Source organism: Streptomyces sp. NPDC058691 (genome assembly GCF_042714775.1).
GTDB lineage: Bacteria > Actinomycetota > Actinomycetes > Streptomycetales > Streptomycetaceae > Actinacidiphila.
In genome coordinates this window covers 72,459-96,503 of record NZ_JBHXSO010000009.1, presented here as the reverse complement: position 1 = coordinate 96,503, position 24,045 = coordinate 72,459, and the positions used below count along the sequence as shown (strand labels likewise).

Sequence of the window (24,045 nt, the reverse complement as noted above, 5' to 3'; positions counted from 1 at the left end):
ACGGTGCCCTTCGCGGACGGCACCACGGTCTCCGTGAGCCGCACCGACTCCGCCCACCCGGCCGGCACGCCGCTCGGCACCGCGACGGTCGCCGCCGACGGCACCTTCGAGGTCAAGGACACCCCGGCCGCACTGGGCGACAACACCTACACGGTCACCTACGCCGGCGACGCCGAGCACGACGCCACCACCGGCACCGGCACCGTCAGCGTCGCCCGGGCCGCCAGCCTGCTCACGGTGGACGCCCCCGCCGCCGCCATCCCCGGCGACGAGGTCACCGTCACCGGCACCCTCGGCTCGACGGTGCCCTTCGCGGACGGCACCACGGTCTCCGTGAGCCGCACCGACTCCGCCCACCCGGCCGGCACGCCGCTCGGCACCGCGACGGTCGCCGCCAACGGCACCTTCGAGGTCAAGGACACCCCGGCCGCGCAGGGCGACAACACCTACACGGTCACCTACGCCGGCGACACCACGCACGCCGACGCGACCGCCGTGGACACCGTCAGCGTCGTCCTGGGCGCGACCACCCTCTCGGTGAACGCCCCGACCACGGCCCTGCCCAGCCGCGAGCTCACCGTCACCGGCACCCTCGGTTCGCCCGTGGCCTTCCCGGCCGGCACCAAGGTCTCCGTGAGCCGCACCGACTCCGCCCACCCGGCCGGCACGCCGCTCGGCACCGCGACGGTCGCCGCCAACGGCACCTTCTCGTTCAAGAACACCCCGTCCGTCCTGGGCACCAACACCTACACGGCGACCTTCGCCGGCGACACGCGGCACGCGGCCGCCACCGCCAAGGACACCGTCAAGGTCGCCAAGGCCACCGCCACCCTCACGGTCAGCGCTCCGACGTCCGCCAAGCGGGCCACGAAGATCACGGTGAAGGGCAAGCTCACCTCGAGCGCCTCCTTCCCGAGCGGCACCAAGGTCACGGTGACCCGTACCGACCTCACCGACCCGAAGGGCAAGTCGCTCGGCACCAAGACGGTCGCGTCCAACGGCACGTTCAGCTTCACGGACACCCCGTACACCGGCGGCACCGTCACCTACTCCGCCCACTACAACGGCGACACCACGCACAACGCCGCCCTGGGCAAGGACAGCGTCGCGGTCTCCCGCACGGCCACCTCGGTCAGCATCAAGACCAACCACTCGACCTACTCCTACGGGTCGACGGCCACCGTCACCGGGCACCTCGGCAAGACCGGCAAGAGCCGCGTGGTCTCGATCTACGCCAAGGCCGCCGACGGCACCAAGAAGCTGATCAAGTCCGGCAAGGTCAACTCCTCCGGCGACCTGAAGGCCACCTACAAGCTCACCCGCAACACCACCTTCTGGGCCTCCTTCGGCGGCGACGCCTTCTCGGCCCCGAAGTCGGTGTCCCGCTCGGTCGGGACGCAGGTCAAGCTCTCCACGTCCGTCTCGCGCCACTACAAGACGGGCAAGATCGGCTCGACCAACTACTACTGGTTCCACAAGAACGCCGCGCCGCTGTTCAGCACGACGATGACCTACCACGCGGGCCGCGCCGAGCGGTTCGACCTCGAGGTCTACTACCAGGGCAAGTGGTACTCGACCGACTCGGAGTACTTCCAGCTGGGGACCGCCGGCAAGGCGCGGGTCGAGCTGCCGGGGCCGGGCGAGTCCGGCATCCGGGCCCGGGTGCGCGTCTCGTACATCAAGGGCGGCTCGGGCGACAGCCTGAACACCACGACGTACGGCGACTGGAAGTACCTGAACTTCACCAACTGACGCCGCACAGCCCGCACACGGACGAGGCCGCCCCGGATCACCCGGGGCGGCCTCGTCCGCGTTCTCGGTGTGCGGGAGGTCAGACCTCGCCCGCCTCCAGCAGGTTCGCCGCGGCGCCGACGATCCGCGGATCGGGGACGCCGACGACCTCCTCGTCCTTGTCCGGGTAGTCGAAGCGGGCCAGCACGCTGCGCATCGCCTCGACGCGGGCGCGCTTCTTGTCGTTGCTCTTCACGACCGTCCAGGGCGCCTGCTCGGTGTCCGTCTCGCGGAACATCGCGACCTTCGCCTCGGTGTAGTCGTCCCAGCGGTCCAGGGACGCCAGGTCCATGGGGCTGAGCTTCCACTGCCGCACCGGGTCGACCTGGCGGATGGTGAAGCGGGTGCGCTGTTCGTCGCGGGACACCGAGAACCAGAACTTCACCAGGTCGATGCCGTCGTCCACGAGCATCCGCTCGAAGGCGGGCGCCTGGCGCATGAAGCGCTGGTACTCGTCGTCGGTGCAGAAGCCCATGACGCGCTCGACACCGGCCCGGTTGTACCAGGAGCGGTCGAACATGACGATCTCGCCGGCCGTCGGCAGGTGGTCGACGTACCGCTGGAAGTACCACTGGCCGCGCTCGCGCTCGGTCGGCTTGACCAGGGCGACGACCCGGGCACCGCGCGGGTTCAGATGCTCGGTGAACCGCTTGATGGTGCCGCCCTTGCCGGCCGCGTCACGCCCCTCGAAGACGATCACCAGCCGGCGCCCCGTCTCCTTGATCCAGCTCTGCAGCTTCAGCAGCTCTATCTGCTGGAGCCGCTTGTGCCACTCGTACTCCTTGCGCTCCATGCGGTGGTCGTACGGATAGTTCTCCCGCCAGGTCTCGACGGGGGTGCCGTCGGGACGGATGAGCACGGGCTCGTCCTGGTCGGTGTAGTCGACCTGCATGCCGGCCAGCAGGTCCGGATCGGCGGGGTGCGGGAGCGTCGCCATGTCGCCTCGCCTCTCAGGAGTGGAACTGGGGAACGATCAGATAGATGCCGTACGCCACGACCGCGGCACAGGCCAGGAAGCACAGGCCCGCCGCCGCGTACGACACGGTCGCGCCGTCGCGGGAGTCCTCGGCCCGGGAAAGGCCGAGGACACCGAGGGCGAAGACGACGACCACACCCACGGTAACGCCAGTACTGACGGCGGCCACTTCGCCGAGGGCACTCCAGTCCAGTTGCATCGCATTTCTCCTTGTCGGACGCGGTCGGACGCGCTCAGGCGGCCGACGGGGCGGAGGTCGCGGAGGGGCGCAGGGCCACGGTGTGGGTGTCGTTCACGTTCTGGGCGTGCACCGGGTTGCGGCGCGAGAGCACCACGATGAACGCGGCCACCGCCACCGCCACCAAGGCGATCACCACGGTGCCCGCGGTGCCGCCGTGCTGCACGACGCTCGCCGAGACCCCGCCGACCAGCGCGGCGGCCGGCAGCGTCACCAGCCAGGCGATCACCATGCGGCCCGCGGTCCCCCAGCGGACCTCGGCCAGCCGGCGGCCCAGCCCGGCGCCCAGGATGCCGCCGGAGCACACCTGCGTCGTCGACAGCGCGAAGCCCAGGTGGGCCGAGGTCAGGATCACCGTCGTGGAGGCCGCCTCCGCCGCGAAGCCCTGCGGGGACTGGATGTCGGTGAGCCCCTTGCCCATGGTGCGGATGATCCGCCATCCCCCCAGGTACGTGCCGAGCCCGATGGCCAGGCCCGCCGCCGCGATCACCCACACCGGCGGCCCCGCGTCGTGCCCGAGGGCACCCGCGGAGATCAGCGTGAGGGTGATCACGCCCATCGTCTTCTGGGCGTCGTTCGTGCCGTGCGCCAGCGACACCAGCGACGCCGACGCGATCTGCCCGAGCCGGAAGCCCCGGGTCACCGACTTCTGCCGCGCCCGCGCGGTGATCCGGTACGCCAGGTACGTAGCCAGCAGCGCCGCGATCCCCGCCACCAGGGGGGACGCGACCGCGGGGAGCAGTACCTTCTCGACAACCTTGTCGAAGTGCACGCCCTTGCTGCCGGCGCCCACCCACACGGCGCCGATCAGGCCGCCGAAAAGGGCGTGCGAGCTGCTCGACGGCAGCCCCAGCAGCCAGGTCATGAGGTTCCACAGCACCGCGCCGACCAGCCCCGCGAAGATCATGCCCGGGGTGACCAGGGTGTCGTCGACGATCCCGCCGGAGATCGTCTTCGCGACCTCGGTCGACAGGAAGGCGCCGGCGATGTTCAGCACGCCACTGATGAGGACCGCGGTCCGCGGTCGCAGAGCTCCCGTCGCGATGGACGTCGCCATCGCATTCGCCGTGTCATGGAAGCCGTTGGTGAAGTCGAAGGCCAGCGCGGTCACGATCACGACCGCCACGAGAAACGTGATGTGGTCCATGCCCCTTGAGGGAAAGGGTTCCACGCGTCCATCAGGCGACACCCACATGACGCCCGGCGGTACGTCTTGTCAGGACACGGGCAAGTCGCTGCCCCTCAGGCCGCAGTGCTCGATGCCGTCGGGGGCGTAGCAGGGGAGGTGGCCGTGGGCCCTGACGATGTCCTGGCCGGAGCCGTGGAGCAGGTAGGACAGGAAGCTGGCGGTGAGGGAGTCGGAATCGGGCGAGCCGAAGGTGTAGGCGTACTCGATCTCGTTGAAGGGGTAGCCCTTGTCGTCGTCGGGGCCGGTCGACGGCTCGAAGCCGTTGATGTCCAGGATGCGCACGTGCGGGGAGGCCTTGGCGGCGCCCAGTTCGGCGTAGCCGATGGCGCCGGGGGTCTGGCCGACCTTGGTCAGGACCTTGGCGGTGCTGTCGAGTTCGCAGCGGATCACCGGGGCGGTGGGGAAGTCCTTGGTCACGCAGTTGTGCGAGGTGAACTTGGGCTCGCCCTCGCCGCCGAGGACGCGCCTGCGGAAGATGTCGCGGGTGCCGGATTCGGCGTTGCGGCTGACGAGGCTGATCGGACGGTCGGGACCGCCCTTGACACCCTTCCAGTTGGCGATGCCCCCGTTGAAGACGGCGCGTATCTGGGCGACCGAAAGGTTCTCGACGGGTATCTCGTCGTTCACGACGAGCGCGAAGGCGGAGACGGCGACCCGGTGCGCCGTGAGCCTCGACGGCCCCGGCGGCCTGGGGCCGTCGGACATGGCCACCACCGCGGAGCCGTGGCCCGCCTTCCCGGCGTCCTCGAGGTCGCTGACTCCCCGGTCGCTGGAGTTGGCGTCGACCCTGATGTCGGAGCCGGCGCAGTCCGCGGCGTAACGGCGGGCGAGTTCCTTCATGACCGGGGCGAAGGCCGTGGACCCGGTCACCGTCAGCCGCCCGGTGGCACAGCCGTGGGGCGGCGGCGCGTCCTCGCGGACGACGATGATGGAGGCCAGCACGGTCACGCAGACGGTGAGCAGGATGGTGATCCACCGGGTCGCGCGGCTGAACAGCGGGGGCGCGGCGTCGACGGGCATCGCCGTGTTGGGGACGACGACGCCGTCGCGGATGCCGCCGGTGATCCGGACGCCGCCGCCGACGTGGCCGCCGGTGAGCAGCACCAGCAGCTTGTAGTGCTGGCCCCGGTTGAGCGGGACGCGGGGCAGGTGGATGACGTTGCCCTCGTGGCGGACCCCGCCCTCGCCGCCGGCCGGGGCGAAGTGGTCCATCAGCGGGCCGGCGTCGACCTGGGTCACGGCCACCCCCCGGACCAGGCGGCCGGCGAAGACCACGTTCAGGGCCCGGTGCGGATCGCGGTTGGTGTAGTCGGTGTCGGCGATGCTCTCGCCGCCGTCGTTCTCGATGCGCAGCAGGACGAGGGTCGCGTCCACCATGTCCGGCAGGTCGTTGAAGAGACCGAGCCGCACGTTGGTCGCGCCGGCCTCGCCGTCGGGGTCGTCGCTGCCGATCGGGGTGTCCATCTGGACGCGGTAGCCGATGCGCTTGCGGCGCGGCACCCGGCGTTCGTACCAGACCACCCCGACGGAGACCACCAGACCGACGATGGCGGTCAGCACCGCCACGACGTTGTCGGCACTCAGCCAGTCGTCCATGCGCGTTCTCGCATCCCCCGTGTGTCAGCAGTGTCCACTGTGACGGTCCGATCAGGTCCGGTCACCGTACGAGCACGAACGGATGCCGGCAGCACCATCCCTGTCCTGCCGTCAGATGTTCGCCGGACGTTTCCCCGGTGCGTACGGAACCCGGACTACCGGGCGCCGGGCAGCCGCCGCACGCTCCAGTCGAAGCCGCCCCGGCAGACCACCGTGCCCGCCGCGTCCCGGACCTCGGCGACCGTGGCGATCCGCGCGCGGTCGCTCTCCCCCGTCAGCAGCGGCCAGGAACTCCATCGTGGCCGCCGCGCCCAGCGGCACGACGCCCTCGAACTGCGAGGGCTCCTCGCACGCCGCGACGAGCGCGGCCAGCCCGGCCGCGTCGAGCAGCGCGACCAGCCCGCTCGCGTGCAGGCTCCCGATGACGTTCCGCAGCGCGTACGGGGTCTCCAGCGCCACCTGCGCGGCGCCGTCCTCGGCGCGGAGCACCTCGATGCCCGCGGTCCGGTTGGCCGGCACGGGTTCCAGCAGCGCGCGTGCGAGCGCGGTGGCGTCCATACCGTCAGCGTGGCAGCGCCGTCCGACGTGGGCGTTACGCGCAGTCGTCCGCCACGTCACGAGCCGGCGTGCGGACTACTCGCCGCCCTCCAGGTCGCCCTCGGTCTCCAGGAACGCCTCGCGCAGTGCCGCGACGACCTCCGGGTCGGGCTCCGCCCACATGCCGCGGGACTCGGCCTCCAGCAGCCGTTCGGCCATGCCGTGCAGGGCCCAGGGGTTGGCCTCCTGGAGGAAGGCGCGGTTCTCCGGGTCCAGGACGTAGGTGCGGGCGAGCCTGTCGTACATCCAGTCGGCGACGACCCCGGTGGTCGCGTCGTAGCCGAAGAGGTAGTCGACGGTCGCGGCCAGTTCGAAGGCGCCCTTGTAGCCGTGCCGCCGCATGGCCTCGATCCAGCGGGGGTTGACGACGCGGGCGCGGAACACCCGGGAGGTCTCCTCCAGCAGGGAGCGGGTGCGGACGGTCTCCGGGCGGGTGGAGTCGCCGATGTACGCCTCGGGGGAACGGCCGGTCAGCGCGCGGACGGTGGCGACCATGCCGCCGTGGTACTGGTAGTAGTCGTCGGAGTCGGCGATGTCGTGCTCGCGGGTGTCGGTGTTCTTCGCGGCCACCGCGATCCGCCGGTAGGCGGTCTCCATCTCCTCCCGCGCCGGGCGGCCGTCGAGGCCGCGGCCGTACGCGTAGCCGCCCCAGACGGTGTAGACCTCGGCGAGGTCGGCGTCGCTGCGCCAGTCGCGGCTGTCGATGAGCTGCAGCAGGCCCGCGCCGTAGGTGCCGGGACGGGAGCCGAAGATCCGGGTGGTGGCCCGGCGTTCGTCGCCGTGGGCGGCGAGGTCGGCGCGGGTGTGGGCGCGGACGAAGTTGGCCTCGTCCGGCTCGTCCAGGCCCGCGACCAGGCGGACGGCGTCGTCCAGCAGGCCCACCACGTGCGGGAAGGCGTCGCGGAAGAAGCCGCTGACGCGCAGGGTCACATCGACCCGCGGGCGGCCCAACTCCTGCGCGGGCACGGCCTCGACACCGGTGACCCGGCGGGACGCGTCGTCCCACACCGGGCGCACGCCGAGCAGCGCCAGCGCCTCGGCGATGTCGTCGCCCGCGGTGCGCATCGCGCTGGTGCCCCACAGGGACAGGCCCACCGACTGCGGCCACGTGCCGTCGTTGTCCGCGCGGTAGCGGGCGAGCAGCGAGTCCGCGAGGGCCTGCCCGGTCTCCCAGGCGAGCCGGCTGGGGACGGCCTTGGGGTCGACGGAGTAGAAGTTGCGGCCGGTCGGCAGGACGTTGACCAGACCGCGCAACGGGGATCCCGAGGGGCCGGCCGGCACGAAGCCGCCGTTCAGCGCGTGCACGACCGCGTCGATCTCGTCCGTCGTACGGGCCAGCCGCGGCACGACCTGCCGGGCCGCGAAGTCCAGCACCCGGGCGACCTCCTCGGACAGGCCCTTGGCGACCTCCGCGACGGCCTCCGGGTCCCACGCCGCGTCCTCCATCGCCTGCACCAGCGCGCGGGCCTGCTCCTCGGCCGCGTCGGCGGTCACCCGGGTGGCCGCGGACTCGTCCAGGCCCAGGGCCTCGCGCAGTCCGGGCAGGGCGGCGGTGCCGCCCCAGATCTGCCGAGCCCGCAGGATCGCGAGCACCAGGTTGACCCGATCGGCGCCGGCGGGCGCCTGGCCGAGAACGTGCAGGCCGTCGCGGATCTGGGCGTCCTTGATCTCGCAGAGCCAGCCGTCGACGTGCAGCAGGAAGTCGTCGAACTCCGCGTCGTGCGGCCGGTCCTCCAGGCCCAGGTCGTGGTCGAGCTTCGCGGCCTGGATCAGCGTCCAGATCTGGGCGCGCACGGCGGGCAGCTTGGCCGGGTCCATGGCGGCGATCGAGGCGTGCTCGTCGAGCAGTTGCTCCAGGCGCGCGATGTCGCCGTAGGAGTCGGCGCGGGCCATCGGCGGCACGAGGTGGTCCACCAGGGTGGCGTGGGCGCGGCGCTTGGCCTGGGTGCCCTCACCGGGGTCGTTGACGAGGAACGGATAGATCAGCGGGAGGTCGCCGAGCGCGGCGTCGGGACCGCAGGCGGCGGACAGGGCCGCGTTCTTGCCGGGCAGCCACTCCAGGTTGCCGTGCTTGCCGAGGTGGATCATCGCGTCGGCGCCGAACCCGCCCTCGGCCCGCGCGGAGGCGATCCAGCGGTAGGCGGCCAGGTAGTGGTGGGAGGGCGGCAGATCGGGGTCGTGGTAGATCGCGATCGGGTTCTCGCCGAAGCCGCGCGGCGGCTGGATGACGATCAGCAGGTTGCCGCGGCGCAGCGCGGCCAGCACGATGTCGCCCTCCGGGTCCCGGCTGGTGTCCACGAACATCGAGCCGGGCGGCGGCCCCCAGTGCCCGGTGACCGCGTCGCGCAGCTCCGCCGGGAGCGCGGCGAACCAGCGGCGGTAGTCGGCGGCCGGGACGCGCACGGGGTTGCGGGCCAGCTGCTCCTCGGTCAGCCAGTCCTGGTCATGGCCGCCCGCCTCGATCAGCGCGCGGATCAGCTCGTCGCCGTCGCCCGAGGACAGGCCCGGGATCTCCTCCGCGGGCCCGAAGTCGTACCCCTCCTCGCGCAGCCTGCGCAGCAGGGCGACCGCGCTGGCCGGGGTGTCCAGGCCCACCGCGTTGCCGATGCGGGAGTGCTTGGTCGGGTACGCGGACAGCACCAGCGCGAGACGGCGCTCGGCGGGCGGTATGTGCCGCAGCCGCGCGTGGCGCACGGCGATCCCGGCGACGCGGGCGGCGCGCTCGGGGTCGGGCGCGTAGACCGGCAGGCCGTCCTCGTCGACCTCCTTGAAGGAGAACGGGACGGTGATGAGCCGGCCGTCGAACTCGGGCACGGCGACCTGCGTCGCGGCGTCCATGGGGGACAGTCCCTCGTCGCTGCCCTCCCACACATCCCGGGAGGAGGTCAGGCACAGCGCCTGGAGCACCGGCACGTCGAGCGAGGTCAGCGCGCCCGCGTCCCACGCCTCCTCGTCGCCGCCGGCGGAGGCCTCGGCGGGGCGCGTGCCGCCCGCGGCCAGCACGGTGGTGACGATCGCGTCCACTCCGGCCAGGGCGTCCAGCAGTTCCGGCTCGGGGGCGCGCAGCGAGGCGACGTACAGGGGGAGCGCGCGGCCCCCGGCCTGCTCGATCGCGGCGCAAAGGGCCTCCACGAAGGCGGTGTTGCCGCTCATGTGGTGGGCCCGGTAGTAGAGGACGGCGACCAGCGGGCCCTCGGTGACGGCCGCGGCGCGCTCCAGGCGGCCCCAGGACGGGGCGGGGGCCGGGGGTTCGAAGCCGTGGCCGGTCAGCAGCACGGTGTCGGACAGGAAGCGGGCCAGCTGGGCGAGGTTGGCGGGGCCGCCGTGCGCGAGGTAGGCGTGGGCCTCGGCGGCTGTGCCGACCGGGACCGTGGACAGCTCCATGAGCTGGGCGTCCGGGGCCTGTTCACCGGTGAGCACGACCACCGGGCGCGGCCCGGCGAGCAGCGCGTCCAGGCCCTCCTCCCAGGCCCGGCGCCCGCCGAGCAGGCGTACGACGACGAGGTCGGCGCCGTCGAGGAGCGCGGGCACTTCCCCCGCGGTGAGCCGGGCCGGGTTGGCGAGCCGGTAGGGGACCGGGCCGTCCGCCGAGCGGGCGCTGAGCAGATCGGTGTCGGACGTCGAGAGCAGCAGGATCACGTCGGGCGTGCCTTCCTCGGGGTCCGCGCCCCGGGCCGGTGGATGACGGCGGGAGTTCCTGGCTCCCGCGGCCCGGCATTACCCGTGGGCCGCGATGACAGTGGCGGGACCGCACCGGATTCGCACCGGCTTCCTCCCCTGGCGCCGTCGATGGCGTGGGCGCGGCCTGCGGCCGTCCCACCCGCATAGTAAGGGCTGGTGACGTTGCATGGGCCGTACACCTCCCAGGTGGCCGCGGGTATGCTCGCGGCCATGCCCACAGCCCCGGAATCCCCCGTGAACGGCGCCTTCGCCGTGCCCTCGGCGGGACGCGCGGACCGCGAGGACGCGTGCCCGGGAGCGCTGCGGCTGCACGCCGCCGACGACGGCCCGCTGGCCCGGATCCGCATACCCGGCGGATTGTTGACTGGCCGTCAGATGCGTGTGTTGGCGGATGCCGCCGACGACCTCGGCGACGGCCGTCTCGACCTCACCTCCCGGGGCAACCTGCAACTGCGCGGCCTGCGCGCACCCGGCGCGGCCACCGACCTCGCCACGCGCCTGGCCGCCGCGGGACTGCTCCCCTCGTACGCCCACGAACGGGCCCGCAATGTCGTCGCCTCTCCCCTGGGCGGCCTCGACGGCCACGGGTACGCCGATGTGACGCACTGGGTGCGGGAGTTGGACGCCCTGCTGTGCGCCAGCCCCGCGGCGGCCGGGCTGTCCGGGCGCTTCCTCTTCGCCCTCGACGACGGCCGCGGCGACGTCGCCGCGCTGGGCGCCGATGTGACGTTGACCGCCCGGGCCGACCACGCCACCGCCGAACTCCGCCTCGCGGGCACACCCGTCGCCCACGTCCCCGCCCCCGACGCCCCCCGCTGGGCGCTGCGCGCCGCCGAGGCCTTCCTCACCCTCGCCGCCGGACACCCCGCCCGCGCCTGGCGCCTCGCCGACGTCGACCCCACGGGAGCCCGCGTCGCGGGTCTCCTGCCCGTCGCGGACGTCCCGCTCCGGGGCGAACCGGCCGGGCCCTCGGCCGAACACCGGGCCGGGCCCCGGCTCGGGGGCTTCCCGCAGCCCGGCGGCGGGACGTGGGTGCTGTCGGCCGGGACGCGGCTGGGGCGCGTGACCGCGCAGGCGTGGCGGGTCCTCGCCGAGGTGGCGGACGCGGCCGGCGGGCAGGTGCGGGTGACGCCGTGGCGCGGCGTGGTCGTGCCGGGCGTACCGGCGGCCGAGGCACCCGGGGTTCTGGCACGTCTCGCCGGGGCGGGCTTCCTGACCGGCGAGGACTCGCCGTGGCGCGGGGTGACCGCGTGCGCCGGACGGCCCGGGTGCGCCAAGTCGCTGGCGGACGTGCGGACGGACGCCGAGGCCGCGGTGCGCGCCGAGGCCCCCGGTCCCGGACATGCCCTGCTGCCCGTCCACTTCTCCGGCTGCGAGCGCAACTGCGGCCGGCCGGACGGCGCCCGGGTCGACGTCGTGGCCACCGCCGACGGGCACTACCGCGTCACCACGGGCGGCACCGGTGCGAGCACCGCCGCCCCGGACCTGCCCGCCGCCGTCTCCGCCGCCCGCCGCACGACCCCACCACCACCGAGGACCACGACGTGACCGAGTACGAGAAGGACGGCCCGGAGATCTACCGCCGGTCGTTCGCCATCATCCGCGCCGAGGCGGAACTCGACGCCCTGCCGCCGGACGTCGCGCAGGTCGCCGTCCGCATGATCCACGCGTGCGGCATGACCGACCTCGTCCGCGACCTGGCCTTCAGCCCGTCCGTGGTCGCCGACGCGCGCGCCGCGCTGCGCGCCGGGGCGCCGATCCTCTGCGACGTGCAGATGGTCGCCAGCGGCGTCACCCGCAAGCGGCTGCCCGCGGACAACGAGGTGGTCTGCACCCTCTCCGACCCCTCCGTGCCCTCGCTCGCCGCCGAGCTCGGCACCACCCGCAGCGCCGCCGCGATGGAACTGTGGCGGGACCGCCTGGAGGGCGCCGTCGTCGCGGTCGGCAACGCCCCCACCTCGCTCTTCCGGCTGCTGGAGATGGTCGAGGCGGGCGCGCCGCGGCCCGCCGCCGTCATCGGCGTGCCGGTCGGATTCGTCGGCGCGGCCGAGTCCAAGGACGCCCTCGCCGCGCACCCCTCCGGTCTGGAGCACCTGATCGTGCGCGGCCGGCGCGGCGGCAGCGCGCTCGCGGCCGCCGCCCTCAACGCCCTTGCCACGGAGGACGAGATCGTATGACCACCGGCCGTCTGTACGGAGTGGGCCTCGGCCCCGGCGACCCCTCCCTGATGACCGTGCGGGCCGTGGACGTCATCCGCTCCGCCGATGTGATCGCCTACCACTGCGCCCGGCACGGCCGCAGCATCGCCCGCTCGATCGCCGCGGCGCACATCCGCCCCGAGCAGATCGAGGAGCGGCTGATGTACCCGGTCACCACGGAGACCACCGACCATCCGGGCGGCTACCGGGGCGCGCTGGACGACTTCTACGCCGAGTCCGCCGAACTGCTCGCCGCACACCTCGACGCGGGGCGCACGGTCGCCGTGCTCGCCGAGGGCGATCCGCTCTTCTACGGCTCGTACATGCACATGCACAAGCGGCTGGCCGACCGCTACCCGGCCGAGGTGATTCCGGGTGTCACGTCCGTGAGCGCGGCCGCCGCCCGGATCGGCCGCCCGCTGGTGGAGGGCGAGGAGGTGCTGACGATCCTGCCCGGCACGCTGCCGGAGGAGGAGCTCGCGGCCCGGCTCGCCGCCACCGACGCGGCGGCCGTGATGAAGCTCGGCCGCACCTTCCCGGCCGTGCGCCGGGCGCTTGGCACGGCCGGGCGGCTGGCGGACGCGCACTACGTCGAGCGGGCCACGATGGACGCCGAACGCCTGGGGATGCTGGCCGACGTCGACCCTGACTCGGTGCCGTACTTCGCCGTCGCGGTGCTGCCCAGCCGGATCGACGAGCGACCGGCCCCGAGTCAGGCGGAGGGCGAGGTCGTGGTCGTCGGGCTGGGCCCGGCCGGCCCGATGTGGCTGACCGCGGAGGCGCGCTCCGCGCTCGCCGAGGCGGACGAACTGGTCGGCTACACCACGTACATGGACCGCGTCCCGGTCCGTCCGGGGCAGCTGCGGCACGCCTCCGACAACCGCGTGGAGGCCGAACGCGCCGAGTTCGCCCTCGACCTCGCGCGGCGCGGGCGGCGGGTGGCCGTCGTGTCGTCCGGAGACCCCGGGGTCTTCGCGATGGCGACGGCCGTGCTGGAGGCCGCCTCCGCCGAGCCCTATCTCGACGTGCGGGTGCGCGTGGTGCCCGGGATCACCGCGGCGCAGTCGGCGGCGGCGCTCGCGGGCGCGCCGCTGGGGCACGACTACGCGGTGGTCTCGCTGTCCGACCGGCTCAAGCCCTGGACGGTGATCGAGGAGCGGCTGCGCGCCACGACCGCCGGCGATCTGGTGCTCGCGCTCTACAACCCGGCGTCCCGCAGCCGCCGGGAGCAGCTGGAACAGGCCCTGAAGGTGCTGCGGGAGGGCCGCCCGCCCGGCACCCCGGTGGTCGTCGCGCGCGATGTCGGCGGCCCCGAGCAGGCGGTGCGGATCACCACGCTGGAGGACCTGGACCCGGCGTCCGTGGACATGCGCTGCGTCCTGCTCGTCGGGTCCTCGCAGACCCGCGCGGTGCGGCGCGGCGACGGCACGACGGTGGTGTGGACGCCCCGGCGCTACCCGGCCTGATCCCGCCTCACTCCCCGCGCCGCAGCCACGCCAGGGCGCCCGCCACGTCCGGGACGGCCGGCACGCCCGGCGGGGCGGGCGGACGGCGCACGATCACCACGGGCAGGCCGAGTTCGCGGGCGACGGCGAGCTTCGGGGCCGTCGCCGCGCCGCCGCTGTCCTTGGTCACCAGCACGTCGACGCGGTGGCGGGTCATGAGTGCCCGCTCCCCGTCGTACGTGAACGGCCCCCGGTCCAGGACGACTTCCATGTGCGGCGGGTACGGCGGCTCCGGGGCGTCGACGGACCGCACCAGGAACCAGCTGTCGGCGTCCCCGGCGAAGGCCGCCAGACCCGTGCGTCCCGTGGTCAGGAAGACCCGCCCGCCGAGGGTGGGCAGCAGGGCCGCGGCCTCCGCCGTGGAGTCCACCGGGTGCCAGCGGTCGCCGGGAGCGGCGGCCCATCCCGGGCGGCGCAGGCCCAGCAGGGGAACACCGGCCGCCGCGGCCGCCGCGGCGGCGTGGGCGCTCATCGTGCCGGCGAAGGGGTGCGTGGCGTCGACCACCACGTCGACGGCGTGCTCCCGCAGCCACCGCACCAGCCCTTCCGTGCCGCCGAAGCCGCCCGTCCGCACCTCGCCCGGCGGCAGCCGGGGCGCGGCCACCCGGCCCGCGAGCGAGCTGGTGACCCGCCATCCCGCCGGGTCGCCGGCCAGCGCCTCCGCGAGGCGACGGCCCTCCGTGGTGCCGCCGAGGATCAGGACGTGCTGCTGCGTGCCGGTCATCTCCGCACCCTAGAGGCACGCGGGCGCCGGACCTGAACCGTCCCCGGTCCCCCCGGAGACCACGAAGCGCCGCGTGGCCGCCGTCCTGGGACGGCGGCCACGGGGGCGGGACCGGCGGACGCGGAACGTCAGGCCTTCTGCCCGGGGGTCTGCTTCATGCCGTCGACGATCGCGCGGTCGGTGATGGCGTCGGTGTAGAGCACCGTGCCGGGCTTCATCGCCACGCCGTACTCGGAGACCTCCTCGACCTGCACGGTGCGCTCGCCGAGGAAGACATGGGTCTTCTTGTCGAAGATCCACTCCTGCCGCGCACCGCTGGTCTCGTCCAGCCGGGCCACCGCGACCCCCGTGCGGCCGATCGCGTCCTGGGCGTCGTCCACCACGACGACGCCGGGGATCTTCGCCGCCGTCTTGAACAGCGCCGAGTACAGCTCCGCGGGCGGGTAGCTCTCGCCGAGCAGGTCGCCGATCGTGGTGAACGCCTGCTGGTCGGGGGAGTTGCCGTGCCCCTTCTCCTCCTTGTAGATCATCTTCAGCAGCTGGTCGGGGTCGGTGGGCAGCGTCGTCAGGAAGTCGTACGACGGGCCGTTCAGGGACGCCTCGAACGGGTGGCCCTGCTCGTCGGGCAGGCTCAGCGTCTCGCCCTCGGGGCTCTCGTTGACGGAGGGGTCGATCAGCCAGCCCTCGGTGCCGTCGGCGGAGTGCCAGACCTGGCGCTTGTGCAGCGCGTGGCTGGCCAGGCTGCTCTTGTCGTCGACCGTCTTCACGAAGGTGTCGGCCGACTGGGACTCGATGTAGACGTACTGGCCCGGCTTCATCACCGGGCGCGGCTCCGCCGACGCCGCCAGCGAGATCTGGCCGATCAGCTGGTTCAGGCCCTTGGCACTCGCGGGACTGACCTGCGTGGTCAGCGCCGGCCCGGTGGACATGTCCGCGAGCTGCCCGCCGCCTGTGCCACCGTTCAGCGACGTGCCGGCGACGACCGCACCGGCCACGGCGAGGGCGGCCGCGGGCAGGGCGATCGCCAGGCGCGGCATGCGGAAGCCGCGGTTCTTCGGCCGGTCGGAGCCGTCGGTCGCCATGTGCTCTCCGCGCCGGCTGTCCTGCTCGATGTGGGCCATCAGACGCTCCTTGTGGAACTGGTGACGGCCCGTTGGAAGATCGCGCCCAGTCTGCGGGAGGAGCGAGGCGCTCTCTTCCCACTCCACCGGGCTCTGCCGGGACTGATTCGCTTTCATCGGTTTCCCTCCGATACGGGCCGGATCGCGTTGATACGGTCTCCTCTTGTCTGTCGATCCGGCCGGCCGGGTTCCCGATTTCCCCGGACGAGTTTTTCCGCCGGTCCGCGCGCGGGCCGGACGGGCGGGCCGGCGAGCTCCGCCTCGGTGAGTTTGCGCAGCTTGGTACGGGCCCGGGAGAGCCGGGAGCGGACCGTGCCGACCGGGATGCCGAGCGCCTCGGCGGCGGCCGTGTACTCCAGCCCCTCCCACAGGCACAGGGTCAGCACCTCGCGCTCGGGTCTGCGCAGCGCGGCCAGCGCGCGCAGGGCGGCGGCGAGACGGCTCCGGTCGTCGAGCCGGCCCGCCACCTCGTCCGCGTGGTCGGGCAGGGCCATGTCGGCCTCGGCCTGGGCGGCGGCCTTCGCGGCGGCACGGTAGCGCCGGTTGCTGCGGTAGTGGCCGCGGGAGACGTTCGTGGCCACGCCCAGCAGCCAGGGCCGCAGGGAGCCGCCCTCGGCGTCGACGCGGTCACGCAGCCGCCAGGCCTCCATGAAGGTCTCCGCCATCACGTCCTCGGCCGCCGTCCAGTCGGCGGTGAGGCGGAAGGCGTGGTTGTAGACGGCGCGGGCATAGCCGTCGTACAGCTCGGCGAACGCGCTCGGATCCCCGGCCCGTATCCGGGTACGCATGTCAGTGCTCACCTACCTAAGCTGTCGCGCCGCCCGCGCGCAGTTCCCGTGATCCGCGTCACTCCACGAGCCGGCCCCGGCCGCGGATCGCCGGCCGGACCACCGGGACCGGACCGAATGCCCGCACCAGGGGCACCGGTTCGCGGTGGCCCACCGTCCGCGCACCCCGGATCGCGAACGGCCCGCGAAAGAACGGGCTGTGGGGCGGATCACGTGCTCCCGCGACGGGCGTCCGGCCGCCCCGCGCAGCGGCGAGCCCCGGGCCGACGGCCCGGGGCTCGCGCGTGGGGCGGGTGCGTAGGGCGGGTGCCTACTTGGTGGTGCGGTAGGCGCGATGGATCGTCTGCTTCACCGTGTTGCCTGCGGCGTCGGTGAGCGTGACGCGCAGCGAGACGGTGCCCGGCCGGGCGGGGTGGCGCAGTTCAAGGCGGTCGCGGTCGACGACCTTGGCCGGCCTCCAGGTCCTGCCGTCGTCATAGGAGACCGCGAAGGCCAGTTTGCGGGCGGTGCGCGCGGTGGCCGCGCCCTCGACGGTGAACGGAACCGTGAAGGCCGCACCCGCCTTGGCCGTACTGGCCGTCCCCAGCCTGGGCGAGAAGCGCACCACCGACAGCGGCAGCCACTTCGCGGTGTCCCCCGCCACATGGCCGGAGCGGAAGGTCCACTCCGCGGTCACCCGGGTGCTGACCGCCGAGAGGGACGCCGGGCGGGAGACATCGGTGAACAGCCGGTAGGTCCGCCGCCCGGCCGGGAGGGTGTGATCGTCGCCGTTCAGCGGGGTGTCCGAGGTGAACACCGCCTTGCCGTCGGCGTAGAGCGCGCTCTTCGCCTTGGAGTAGTCCGAGACGCCCCCATGACCGGCGCCGTCGGAGAAGAGCGGCACATAGGCCGCGAAGCTGTCGCCGCGTCGGACCGCGCCCGACGCCTCCTCGCCCGTCCTGGACAGGTGCGGTCCGAAGACACCGATGTTGAACCGCTGCGTGTACCGCTTGCCCGCGGTGTACGCCCTGGCCTCTTCGACCGTCTGGCGGCCCTCCCACACCGGCTCGCCGTCGGCGTCCGGAGCGCCGTACTGGTCGACGGCGTAGCGCCACTTCACGCCCGGCAGGACGTAGTCGGTGACCGTGCGCGGCAGGACGTACTGCTCCTGGGAGAAGTCGTACCAGGAACCGCCCGGCGTCAGGGGCGCGGCACTGAGGTTCGCGGTCTTGCCCGGGGCGGGTTCGCCGACCGTGATGTCGAGCTTTGCGAAGTCCTGGCGCCGCAGCTTCGCGGTGAACCCTGAGAGGTCGCCGGTGCGGTTCCACGCGGGCCGGTAGTGCACCGCGCCGTGGGTCCAGGTCCCGTCGTACTGCGCGAACGCCTGGCGTGCCGGCAGCCGGGCCCCGAACTGCCCGACGCGCAGGTCGGCGAAGCCGTTCATGACATACGTCGCCGTGTAGCGCGCTCCGTCGTCGTCGATGCCGAAGTTGAGAGTGGCCTCGGTGTTCCTGGCCGCCTTGTCGGGCACGCTGATCCTGACGGGATCGGCCTTGCGGGCGTCCATGACCAGCGTGGTGTCCCGGGTCAGCGCGAACTTCGGGTGCAGCAGCAGGGCCAGCTTCCCGTCGTCCGGGTCTGTTCCGGTGGAGACGCGGCCCTCGAGGGTGTAACGCCCCTTGGGCAGACGTACCGTGAACTCCCCGTCCGTGGGGTCGGAGTAGTCCTGCCAGACGTCGCCGTCCAGGGCGTACACGCCCGTCTCGGACCAGCCGGTGGGCTTGCCGCGCAGATCGAGGTGCCTGACCGTGAGGTTGTACGACTCGACCTCGCGGTCGACGCCGATGGCGGTGCGCACGCTGATGTCCCCGGCCGTCGCGGTCACGGAGCCGCCGAACGCGCCGTCGGCGGTGCCCGCGCGGGTGTCGGCGGTCACCGCGGCGGTCGCGGTGCCGCCCGCCGGGACGGTGAGCTGCTTGGGCGTGACCTCGAACATGCCCTCGGCGGCGGGCTTTCCGTCCTCGCCGAACGCCTCGGCGGCCAGGTCGAGGGTGACGGGCCGGTCGCCGTCGTTGCGGTAGGTGATCTCCTTGGTGACCGGCCGGTCGTCGGCGTGCGGCCACTGGGCGGTGCCGAAGCCCAGCGAGGGACTGCCGGACACCTGCTGGCGGATCGCCCGTGCGACGTCGGTACGGCCCGTTCCCTGCGCGAACGCGGACAGACCCGCGGCCGGCACGGCGGAACCGGTGAGGGCCGCCTTGATCCGCTCACCGGTCCAGTCCGGGTGCTCCTGCGCGATGATCGCGGCGGCGCCCGCCACATGCGGGGTGGCCATCGACGTACCGCTCATGGAGACGTAGCCGTCGGCCGCGGGGTCGCCCTCGACACCCTCGGCCGCCTTCGCGGCGACGATGTCCACGCCGGGGGCGGTCAGATCCGGCTTCAGCGAGCCGTCGACGGCGGGACCGCGGCTGGAGAACTCGGCGATGGCGTCCGTCCGGTCCACCGCCCCCACGGTCAGCGCGGCCGCGGCGCTGCCCGGGGTGCCGATGGTGCCCGCGCCAGGGCCTTCGTTGCCCGCGGCGACGACGAAGAGGGTCCCGGAATCCGCTGACAGGTCGTTCACGGCCTGCTCGATCGGGTCGGTCTCCGGGCTGTCCTGGCCGCCGAGGCTGAGGTTGACCACCTTCGCGCCCTGGGCGACGGCCCACTGCATGCCGGCGATGATGCCGGAGTCGTAGCCCGTGCCGGAGTCGTCGAGCACCTTGCCGACGATCAGACGGGCCCCGGGCGCGACGCCCTGGAACTTCCCGTCCGACTTCGCCCCGGAACCCGCGACGATCGAGGCCACATGCGTGCCGTGCCCCACGCGGTCCACCGTGTCGGGGGATTCGGAGAAGTTCTTCTCCGCCCCGACGCGGTCCTTCAGGTCCGGGTGCGTGGCGTCCACTCCGGTGTCCAGCACGGCGACGGTGACGCCCTTGCCGTCGTAGCCGGCCGCCCACGCCTCGGGCGCGCCGATCTGCGCGGTGCCGGTGCCGGGGTCCGCGCTCGCCTTCACCTTGGCGTCCAGCCAGATCCTCGCGACCTCCGCCGAGCCGGCGGCCGCCGAACGCGAGGCCGCACCTCCGCCGGTCAGCGTCCGCCACAGCGCCGTGGCCTGCGACTTGCGCGCCCGCAGCGCGTCGCCGTCGACGCTGGGCAGGTCCCGGCTGACCCGGGCCCCGGACTCGGACAACGCACGCGCCGCGACCGAACGCCCCTTGGCATAGGTGACGATCAGCGGCAGATCCGGCCGCGAGGCGTCGTCGTAGCCCTCGCTCACCAACCGCGTCACGTCGAACAGCCGCCGGTCGGCGGTACCGTCCGCGATCAGCCGCTCGGCGTCACCGGGTACCACGTGGGTGTGGCCGTCAGCGGCCCGGGATATCCGGAATCGCGTGTGTTCCCGGCCCTTGCCGGCGGTCACACCGGCAACCCGTCCGGCAGCGTCGAGCGTCACCCGGTCGCCGGTGACGAGGGTCACCGTCTTGCTCCGGCCGTCGGCCGCGGCACCGCGCCCGGACCCGGACCCGGATCCGGTGTCGGCCGGCGCGGCCTGGACGACACCTGCCGTACCGCTGAGCAAAGCGGTGGTGACGATCGCGACGGCGGTGGCCGTCGCTCGTCTTGTCTGCTTCAAGGCATGCCTTTCTTTCCGGGCACGGCGGAACGCCGGTGCCGGAGGAAGAGGTGGCGTGGAACGCGTGGGGGAGGGATACGGGCAGGACCGCGTCGACACGGTCCGCTCTCTTACCTGTCGATGCGGCCGGCCGGGTTCCCGTTTTCCCCCGGCCGGTTTCTCCGGTCCCCACCTCGCGGCGGTGCCAGGAGCCGGGCCTTAAAGCGTGTCGCCGCAGTCCGCCGCGTGCCGGTGGACGCGCTCCGCCGAGTACAGGTGGCTGTCGCGGAACTGCTCCGCGCCCAGGGTGCGCCCGACGATGATCACCGCCGTGCGGGTCACCCCGGCCTCCTTCACCCGCTCCGCGATGTCGCCGAGCGTCCCGCGCAGCACCAGCTCGTCGGGGCGCGAGGCCATCGCCACGACCGCCGCCGGGCAGTCGGCGCCGTAGTTCGGGGTGAGTTCGGCGACCACCCGGTCGACGTGGCGGGCCGCCAGGTGCAGCACGATCAGCGCGCCGCCGCGGCCGAGGGTCGCCAGGTCCTCGCCCTCCGGCATGGGCGTGGCCTGCTGGGCGATCCGCGTGAGGATCACCGTCTGGCCGACGGTCGGCACCGTCAGCTCCCGCTTGAGCGCGGCGGCGGCCGCCGCGAACGCGGGCACACCGGGGACGACTTCGTAGGGGATGCCGGCCGCGTCCAGGCGGCGCATCTGCTCGGCGACGGCGCTGAAGACCGACGGGTCGCCCGAGTGCAGGCGGGCCACGTCGTGGCCCTGCTCGTGGGCGCGGACGAACTCCTGCGTGATCTGGTCGAGGGTGAGCTGCGCGGTGTCCACCAGCCGGGCGTCCGGCGGGCAATCGGCGAGCAGTTCGGCCGGCACGAGGCTGCCCGCGTACAGGCACACCTTGCTGCGGGCCAGCACGCGCAGCCCGCGCAGGGTGATGAGGTCGGCGGCGCCCGGCCCGGCGCCGATGAAGTGGACGGTCATGACTGCTGCTCCCCTGCCGGCTTGACGGCGGACCACTGGGTGACGGGCATGGCCTGCCGCCAGCCCGTGAAGCCGCCGACCGGCACGGCGTGGGCGACGGCGAGGCGGACGAGGTCGCCGCCGTGCCGGGCGTACCACCGCGCGAGCAGGGCCTCGGACTCCAGCGTGACGGTATTGGCGACCAGCCGGCCGCCCGGCCGCAGGGCCGCCCAGCAGGCCTCCAGCATGCCGGGCGCGGTGAGTCCGCCGCCGACGAACACCGCGTCGGGAACCGGCAGTCGGGTCAGGGCATCCGGCGCGCGTCCGGTCACCACGCGCAGCGCGGGCACGCCGAGCGCGGTGGCGTTGCGGGTGATGCGCTCCGCGCGGACGGCGTCGCGCTCCACCGTGACCGCCCGGCAGGAGCGGTGGGCCCGCATCCACTCGACGGCGATCGAGCCCGAGCCGCCGCCGACGTCCCACAGCAACTCGCCGGGCGCGGGCGCGAGCGCGGCGAGGGTCGCGGCCCGGATGTGACGCTTCGTCAACTGCCCGTCGTGCTCGTACGCGTCGTCCGGCAGGCCGGGCACGAGGCCCAGCCGGCGCCCGCCGGGGTCGGCGGCGCACTCGACGGCGACGACGTTCAGCGGGTCGCCGGGGGCGTGCGGCCACTCGGCCGCGGTGCCCTCCAGGACGCGTTCGCGGCCCGAGCCCAGTTGCTCCAGCACCCGCATCCGGCTGCCGGCGAAGCCACGTTCCCGCAGCAGCCCGGCGACCTCGGCCGGGGTCCCGGCACCCGCGCTGAGCGCCAGCACACGCCGCCCGTCGTACAGGGCCGCCGCGAGCGCCGCGAGCGGGCGGCCCACCAGGCTCACGACCTCGGTGTCCTCCACCGCCCAGCCGAGCCGGGCGCACGCGTACGCCACCGACGACGGATGCGGCAGCACATCGAGCCGTCCGGCCCCCAGCACCTCGGTGAGCGTGCGCCCGATCCCGTGGAACATGGGGTCGCCGCTGGCCAGCACCGCGATCCGGCGCCCCGCGTGCGCGGCCATCAGCCCCGGCACGGCCGGCCGCAGCGGCGACGGCCACGCGACCCGCTCGCCCGTGACCTCCCGCGGCAGCAGCCCGAGCTGGCGCGGCCCGCCGATCACGACCTCGGCCGCGGAGAGCACCGCCCGCGACGCCGCGGCCAGCCCCTCCCAGCCGTCGGCCCCGACCCCGACGACGGCCACGGGAGCGGACGCGTCGTCCATCACGGGGCACCTCGCAAGTCGGCGTATTCAGGCGGGCACAGCAGCCGCAGCCTACGCGAAACCCCAGGTGACCCCCTGGCCGGGGGCATCACGGCGCCGGCCCCTGCGACGGCCCGAGCGTGCGCCTCGGCGGCCGGGCGTCGGTCGCGGCGGTCCCCGGCTAATCCAGGTGACGGCAGCACCCGTCCCGCACGATGCTGTGCCCGTGATGACATGGGCGGAGGCGCAAGATCTCGCGGCAGGGCTGATGCGGGCCGCGACCGGCGGCGAACCCGACGCCCTGGCGGACGCGGAGCAGCGGCTCGAAGTTCTCGACGGGAGGTCGTGGCTTCTGCTGGACGATGCCGTCCGCTCCACCGCCTACGCCTCGGCTCCCCTGAGCCCGCCGACCGCCTGCGTCACGGAAGTGGTCAGCAGCTTGCGCAGGGACGGGCGCGTCCGCCAGCAGGCCACACGGATGCTCGCCCGGCGGGACGGGCGGACGGCCACGACCGCCCTCGCCCTGCGCTTGCTCGACCACGTCCCCCAGGTGCGCGAAGAGGCGCGGCGCGCACTTCTTCCCAAGCTTGGCGCGCACAACGCGGAGGCCGTCCTCGACGTCCTTCTGGCCGGCCGCGAGCGCCGCCATGCGCCGGCCGCCCTCGGCTGGGTACTCGACACCCTTCTCGACCGGCTTTCCCCCGTGGCGCTGGTCTCGTCGCTGCTGCCCAGCGGTCAACGCCATGTGCGGCGGTGGGCGTTCGCCTTCGGCCACGAACGCGGGCTGCTCACCTCGGAGCAGCTGCTGACCGCCGTGCGGCGGGACCCGGACCAGTGGGTCCGTGCCACCTGCGCCGAATGGCTCGTGGAGGTCACGGAGCCCGCGGGGCTGAGGCCGCTCCTGACCGCGAAGAGCGTCGTGGCGCGCCTCGTGGCGCTCACTCGCGTCCCCGACGAGGCCCTCGATGACGACGACCTCGTACAGCTGATGGCCGACCGGTCGCCGGCCGTACGCGAGCAGGCGCGGTGGCGCGCACGCCGCAGGGGCATCGACGCGGCGCAGTGGTACCGCAGCCGGATCGGCATGCCCACCGCACCGGCACATGTCCTGGCCGCATGCCTCCACGGTCTTGCCGAGGTGGGCGGCGACGGGGACCTCGCGGCCTTCACCGCGTTCCTGCACCACCGGAGCGTCCGCGTCCGCGCGGCCGCGGTGATCGGAGTCGGCACATACGCGGCCCGGGGCGAGGCCCTTGCCCTCCTCGAGCCGATGCTGCTCGACCCCGGTCCTCGTGTGAGCCTCGCCACCGCGTCGGCCCTCGTGCCTCTGGGCACCTCCCAGGCCACCACGGACGCCGCGTGGGCATCCGACCAGCCCTGGAGCCGCCGCGCCGCGTGGCGGGTGGACCGGGGCCGTGGCAGCTGGGACCGCGTGGAAGCCGACCTCCGCGCCGCAGCGGACGACGATCCCCGGCTGGCGTCCCTGGGGCTCGTGGGCATCCGCAACTGGCTCACCACCAAATCGGCCACCACCTGGGCGAACCTGTCGGACACGCAGCGCCGGCGGATCCAAAAAGGGGTCGCGACAGGCGCCTTCGACGACACCACGCGCCGGACCCTGGCCTTCCACGTCGGCATCGACCGCCCTCCGCCCCCCGCCCCCGTGCGCCGGAACGACTCCGCTCCGGTCGAGGAGCCGAGCCCTCCGGCGCGTCGATGGCTGCGGCTGATCCGGCGCCGCGCATGACCGACGTTCGCCCCGGACCGGGACGCCGCCCGGCGCGGGCCCGGCGGGGA

General features: G+C 73.8%; 17 protein-coding genes and 1 riboswitch. Of the genes, 5 read left to right on the top strand and 12 right to left on the bottom strand.

All coding sequences use genetic code 11. The annotated features are described in order from the left end of the window. Nucleotides 1–1,752: Ig-like domain repeat protein (locus tag ACFWVC_RS08980; RefSeq protein ID WP_384280710.1), on the top strand; the 1,752-nt coding region annotated here is incomplete at its 5' end. A 79-nt stretch (nucleotides 1,753–1,831) separates the two neighbouring features. On the opposite strand, the gene ppk2 is transcribed toward ACFWVC_RS08980, so the two are convergent. From ppk2 to cobN, 6 genes are all read right to left on the bottom strand, one after another. After that, a complete protein-coding gene (gene ppk2, locus ACFWVC_RS08975; protein ID WP_384280707.1) occupies nucleotides 1,832–2,728 on the bottom strand; it encodes a polyphosphate kinase 2 in 897 nt (298 codons plus the stop codon). A gap of 13 nt (nucleotides 2,729–2,741) precedes the next feature. Then, nucleotides 2,742–2,966, bottom strand: a complete 225-nt coding sequence (locus ACFWVC_RS08970) for a hypothetical protein (protein WP_384280701.1) — start codon at nucleotides 2,964–2,966, stop codon at nucleotides 2,742–2,744. Nucleotides 2,967–3,000: 34 nt separating this feature from the next. After that, nucleotides 3,001–4,152 carry an anion permease gene (locus ACFWVC_RS08965; protein WP_384280696.1) on the bottom strand — a complete coding sequence of 384 codons (1,152 nt, stop codon included), beginning with the start codon at nucleotides 4,150–4,152 and terminating at the stop codon, nucleotides 3,001–3,003. A 69-nt stretch (nucleotides 4,153–4,221) separates the two neighbouring features. Continuing rightward, entirely contained in the window at nucleotides 4,222–5,790 is a 1,569-nt protein-coding gene (locus ACFWVC_RS08960) for a substrate-binding domain-containing protein (RefSeq protein WP_384280690.1), read from the bottom strand. Nucleotides 5,791–5,901: 111 nt separating this feature from the next. Beyond that, entirely contained in the window at nucleotides 5,902–6,348 is a 447-nt protein-coding gene (locus ACFWVC_RS08955) for a hypothetical protein (protein WP_384280686.1), read from the bottom strand. 75 nt (nucleotides 6,349–6,423) lie between these two features. Then, nucleotides 6,424–10,026: a cobaltochelatase subunit CobN gene (gene cobN / locus ACFWVC_RS08950; RefSeq protein ID WP_384280684.1), complete on the bottom strand. Its 3,603-nt coding sequence runs from the start codon at nucleotides 10,024–10,026 to the stop codon at nucleotides 6,424–6,426. Between the two features lie 52 nt (nucleotides 10,027–10,078). Continuing rightward, nucleotides 10,079–10,162, bottom strand: a riboswitch (cobalamin riboswitch). 116 nt (nucleotides 10,163–10,278) lie between these two features. Between cobN and cobG the strand changes: the two genes are divergently transcribed. From cobG to ACFWVC_RS08935, 3 genes are read left to right on the top strand one after another with little or no spacing between them, the layout of a single operon-like run. Beyond that, nucleotides 10,279–11,616 (top strand): precorrin-3B synthase, encoded by a 1,338-nt coding sequence (gene cobG / locus ACFWVC_RS08945; RefSeq protein WP_384280681.1) that lies wholly within the window; start codon nucleotides 10,279–10,281, stop codon nucleotides 11,614–11,616. Next, nucleotides 11,613–12,245, top strand: a complete 633-nt coding sequence (locus ACFWVC_RS08940) for a precorrin-8X methylmutase (RefSeq protein ID WP_384280677.1) — start codon at nucleotides 11,613–11,615, stop codon at nucleotides 12,243–12,245. The genes cobG and ACFWVC_RS08940 overlap by 4 nt, the downstream gene beginning before the upstream one ends. Beyond that, on the top strand, nucleotides 12,242–13,732 hold the full coding sequence (locus ACFWVC_RS08935) for a precorrin-2 C(20)-methyltransferase (RefSeq protein WP_384280673.1): 1,491 nt from the start codon (nucleotides 12,242–12,244) through the stop codon (nucleotides 13,730–13,732). The genes ACFWVC_RS08940 and ACFWVC_RS08935 overlap by 4 nt, the downstream gene beginning before the upstream one ends. Nucleotides 13,733–13,739: 7 nt before the next feature. Here the strand turns inward: ACFWVC_RS08935 and ACFWVC_RS08930 are convergent, their stop codons facing one another. From ACFWVC_RS08930 to cbiE, 6 genes are all read right to left on the bottom strand, one after another. Then, nucleotides 13,740–14,495: a cobalt-precorrin-6A reductase gene (locus ACFWVC_RS08930; protein WP_384280668.1), complete on the bottom strand. Its 756-nt coding sequence runs from the start codon at nucleotides 14,493–14,495 to the stop codon at nucleotides 13,740–13,742. A 128-nt stretch (nucleotides 14,496–14,623) separates the two neighbouring features. Next, nucleotides 14,624–15,733: a CU044_5270 family protein gene (locus ACFWVC_RS08925; protein WP_384280664.1), complete on the bottom strand. Its 1,110-nt coding sequence runs from the start codon at nucleotides 15,731–15,733 to the stop codon at nucleotides 14,624–14,626. After that, nucleotides 15,730–16,416, bottom strand: a complete 687-nt coding sequence (locus ACFWVC_RS08920; RefSeq protein WP_384280662.1) for an RNA polymerase sigma factor — start codon at nucleotides 16,414–16,416, stop codon at nucleotides 15,730–15,732. The genes ACFWVC_RS08925 and ACFWVC_RS08920 overlap by 4 nt, the downstream gene beginning before the upstream one ends. Before the next feature lie 298 nt (nucleotides 16,417–16,714). Beyond that, nucleotides 16,715–20,065: a S8 family peptidase gene (locus ACFWVC_RS08915; protein WP_384280660.1), complete on the bottom strand. Its 3,351-nt coding sequence runs from the start codon at nucleotides 20,063–20,065 to the stop codon at nucleotides 16,715–16,717. A 198-nt stretch (nucleotides 20,066–20,263) separates the two neighbouring features. After that, nucleotides 20,264–21,034 (bottom strand): precorrin-4 C(11)-methyltransferase, encoded by a 771-nt coding sequence (gene cobM, locus ACFWVC_RS08910; RefSeq protein WP_384280656.1) that lies wholly within the window; start codon nucleotides 21,032–21,034, stop codon nucleotides 20,264–20,266. Continuing rightward, a complete protein-coding gene (gene cbiE / locus ACFWVC_RS08905) occupies nucleotides 21,031–22,269 on the bottom strand; it encodes a precorrin-6y C5,15-methyltransferase (decarboxylating) subunit CbiE (RefSeq protein WP_384280653.1) in 1,239 nt (412 codons plus the stop codon). Before cbiE ends, cobM begins: the two co-directional genes overlap by 4 nt. Before the next feature lie 208 nt (nucleotides 22,270–22,477). On the opposite strand from cbiE, the gene ACFWVC_RS08900 reads away from it, so the two are divergent. Then, nucleotides 22,478–23,995: a hypothetical protein gene (locus tag ACFWVC_RS08900; protein ID WP_384280650.1), complete on the top strand. Its 1,518-nt coding sequence runs from the start codon at nucleotides 22,478–22,480 to the stop codon at nucleotides 23,993–23,995. Nucleotides 23,996–24,045: the final 50 nt, after the last annotated feature.

Coding starts and splice junctions, on each gene's coding strand:
- ACFWVC_RS08965 (WP_384280696.1), bottom strand. CDS start 4,152: ATGGACCACATCACGTTTCTCGTGGCGGTCGTGATCGTGACCGCGCTG.
- ACFWVC_RS08935 (WP_384280673.1), top strand. CDS start 12,242: ATGACCACCGGCCGTCTGTACGGAGTGGGCCTCGGCCCCGGCGACCCC.
- ACFWVC_RS08900 (WP_384280650.1), top strand. CDS start 22,478: ATGACATGGGCGGAGGCGCAAGATCTCGCGGCAGGGCTGATGCGGGCC.
- ACFWVC_RS08960 (WP_384280690.1), bottom strand. CDS start 5,790: ATGGACGACTGGCTGAGTGCCGACAACGTCGTGGCGGTGCTGACCGCC.
- ACFWVC_RS08955 (WP_384280686.1), bottom strand. CDS start 6,348: ATGGACGCCACCGCGCTCGCACGCGCGCTGCTGGAACCCGTGCCGGCC.
- ACFWVC_RS08925 (WP_384280664.1), bottom strand. CDS start 15,733: ATGAAAGCGAATCAGTCCCGGCAGAGCCCGGTGGAGTGGGAAGAGAGC.
- cobG (WP_384280681.1), top strand. CDS start 10,279: ATGCCCACAGCCCCGGAATCCCCCGTGAACGGCGCCTTCGCCGTGCCC.
- ACFWVC_RS08930 (WP_384280668.1), bottom strand. CDS start 14,495: ATGACCGGCACGCAGCAGCACGTCCTGATCCTCGGCGGCACCACGGAG.
- ACFWVC_RS08970 (WP_384280701.1), bottom strand. CDS start 2,966: ATGCAACTGGACTGGAGTGCCCTCGGCGAAGTGGCCGCCGTCAGTACT.
- cobM (WP_384280656.1), bottom strand. CDS start 21,034: ATGACCGTCCACTTCATCGGCGCCGGGCCGGGCGCCGCCGACCTCATC.
- cbiE (WP_384280653.1), bottom strand. CDS start 22,269: ATGGACGACGCGTCCGCTCCCGTGGCCGTCGTCGGGGTCGGGGCCGAC.
- ppk2 (WP_384280707.1), bottom strand. CDS start 2,728: ATGGCGACGCTCCCGCACCCCGCCGATCCGGACCTGCTGGCCGGCATG.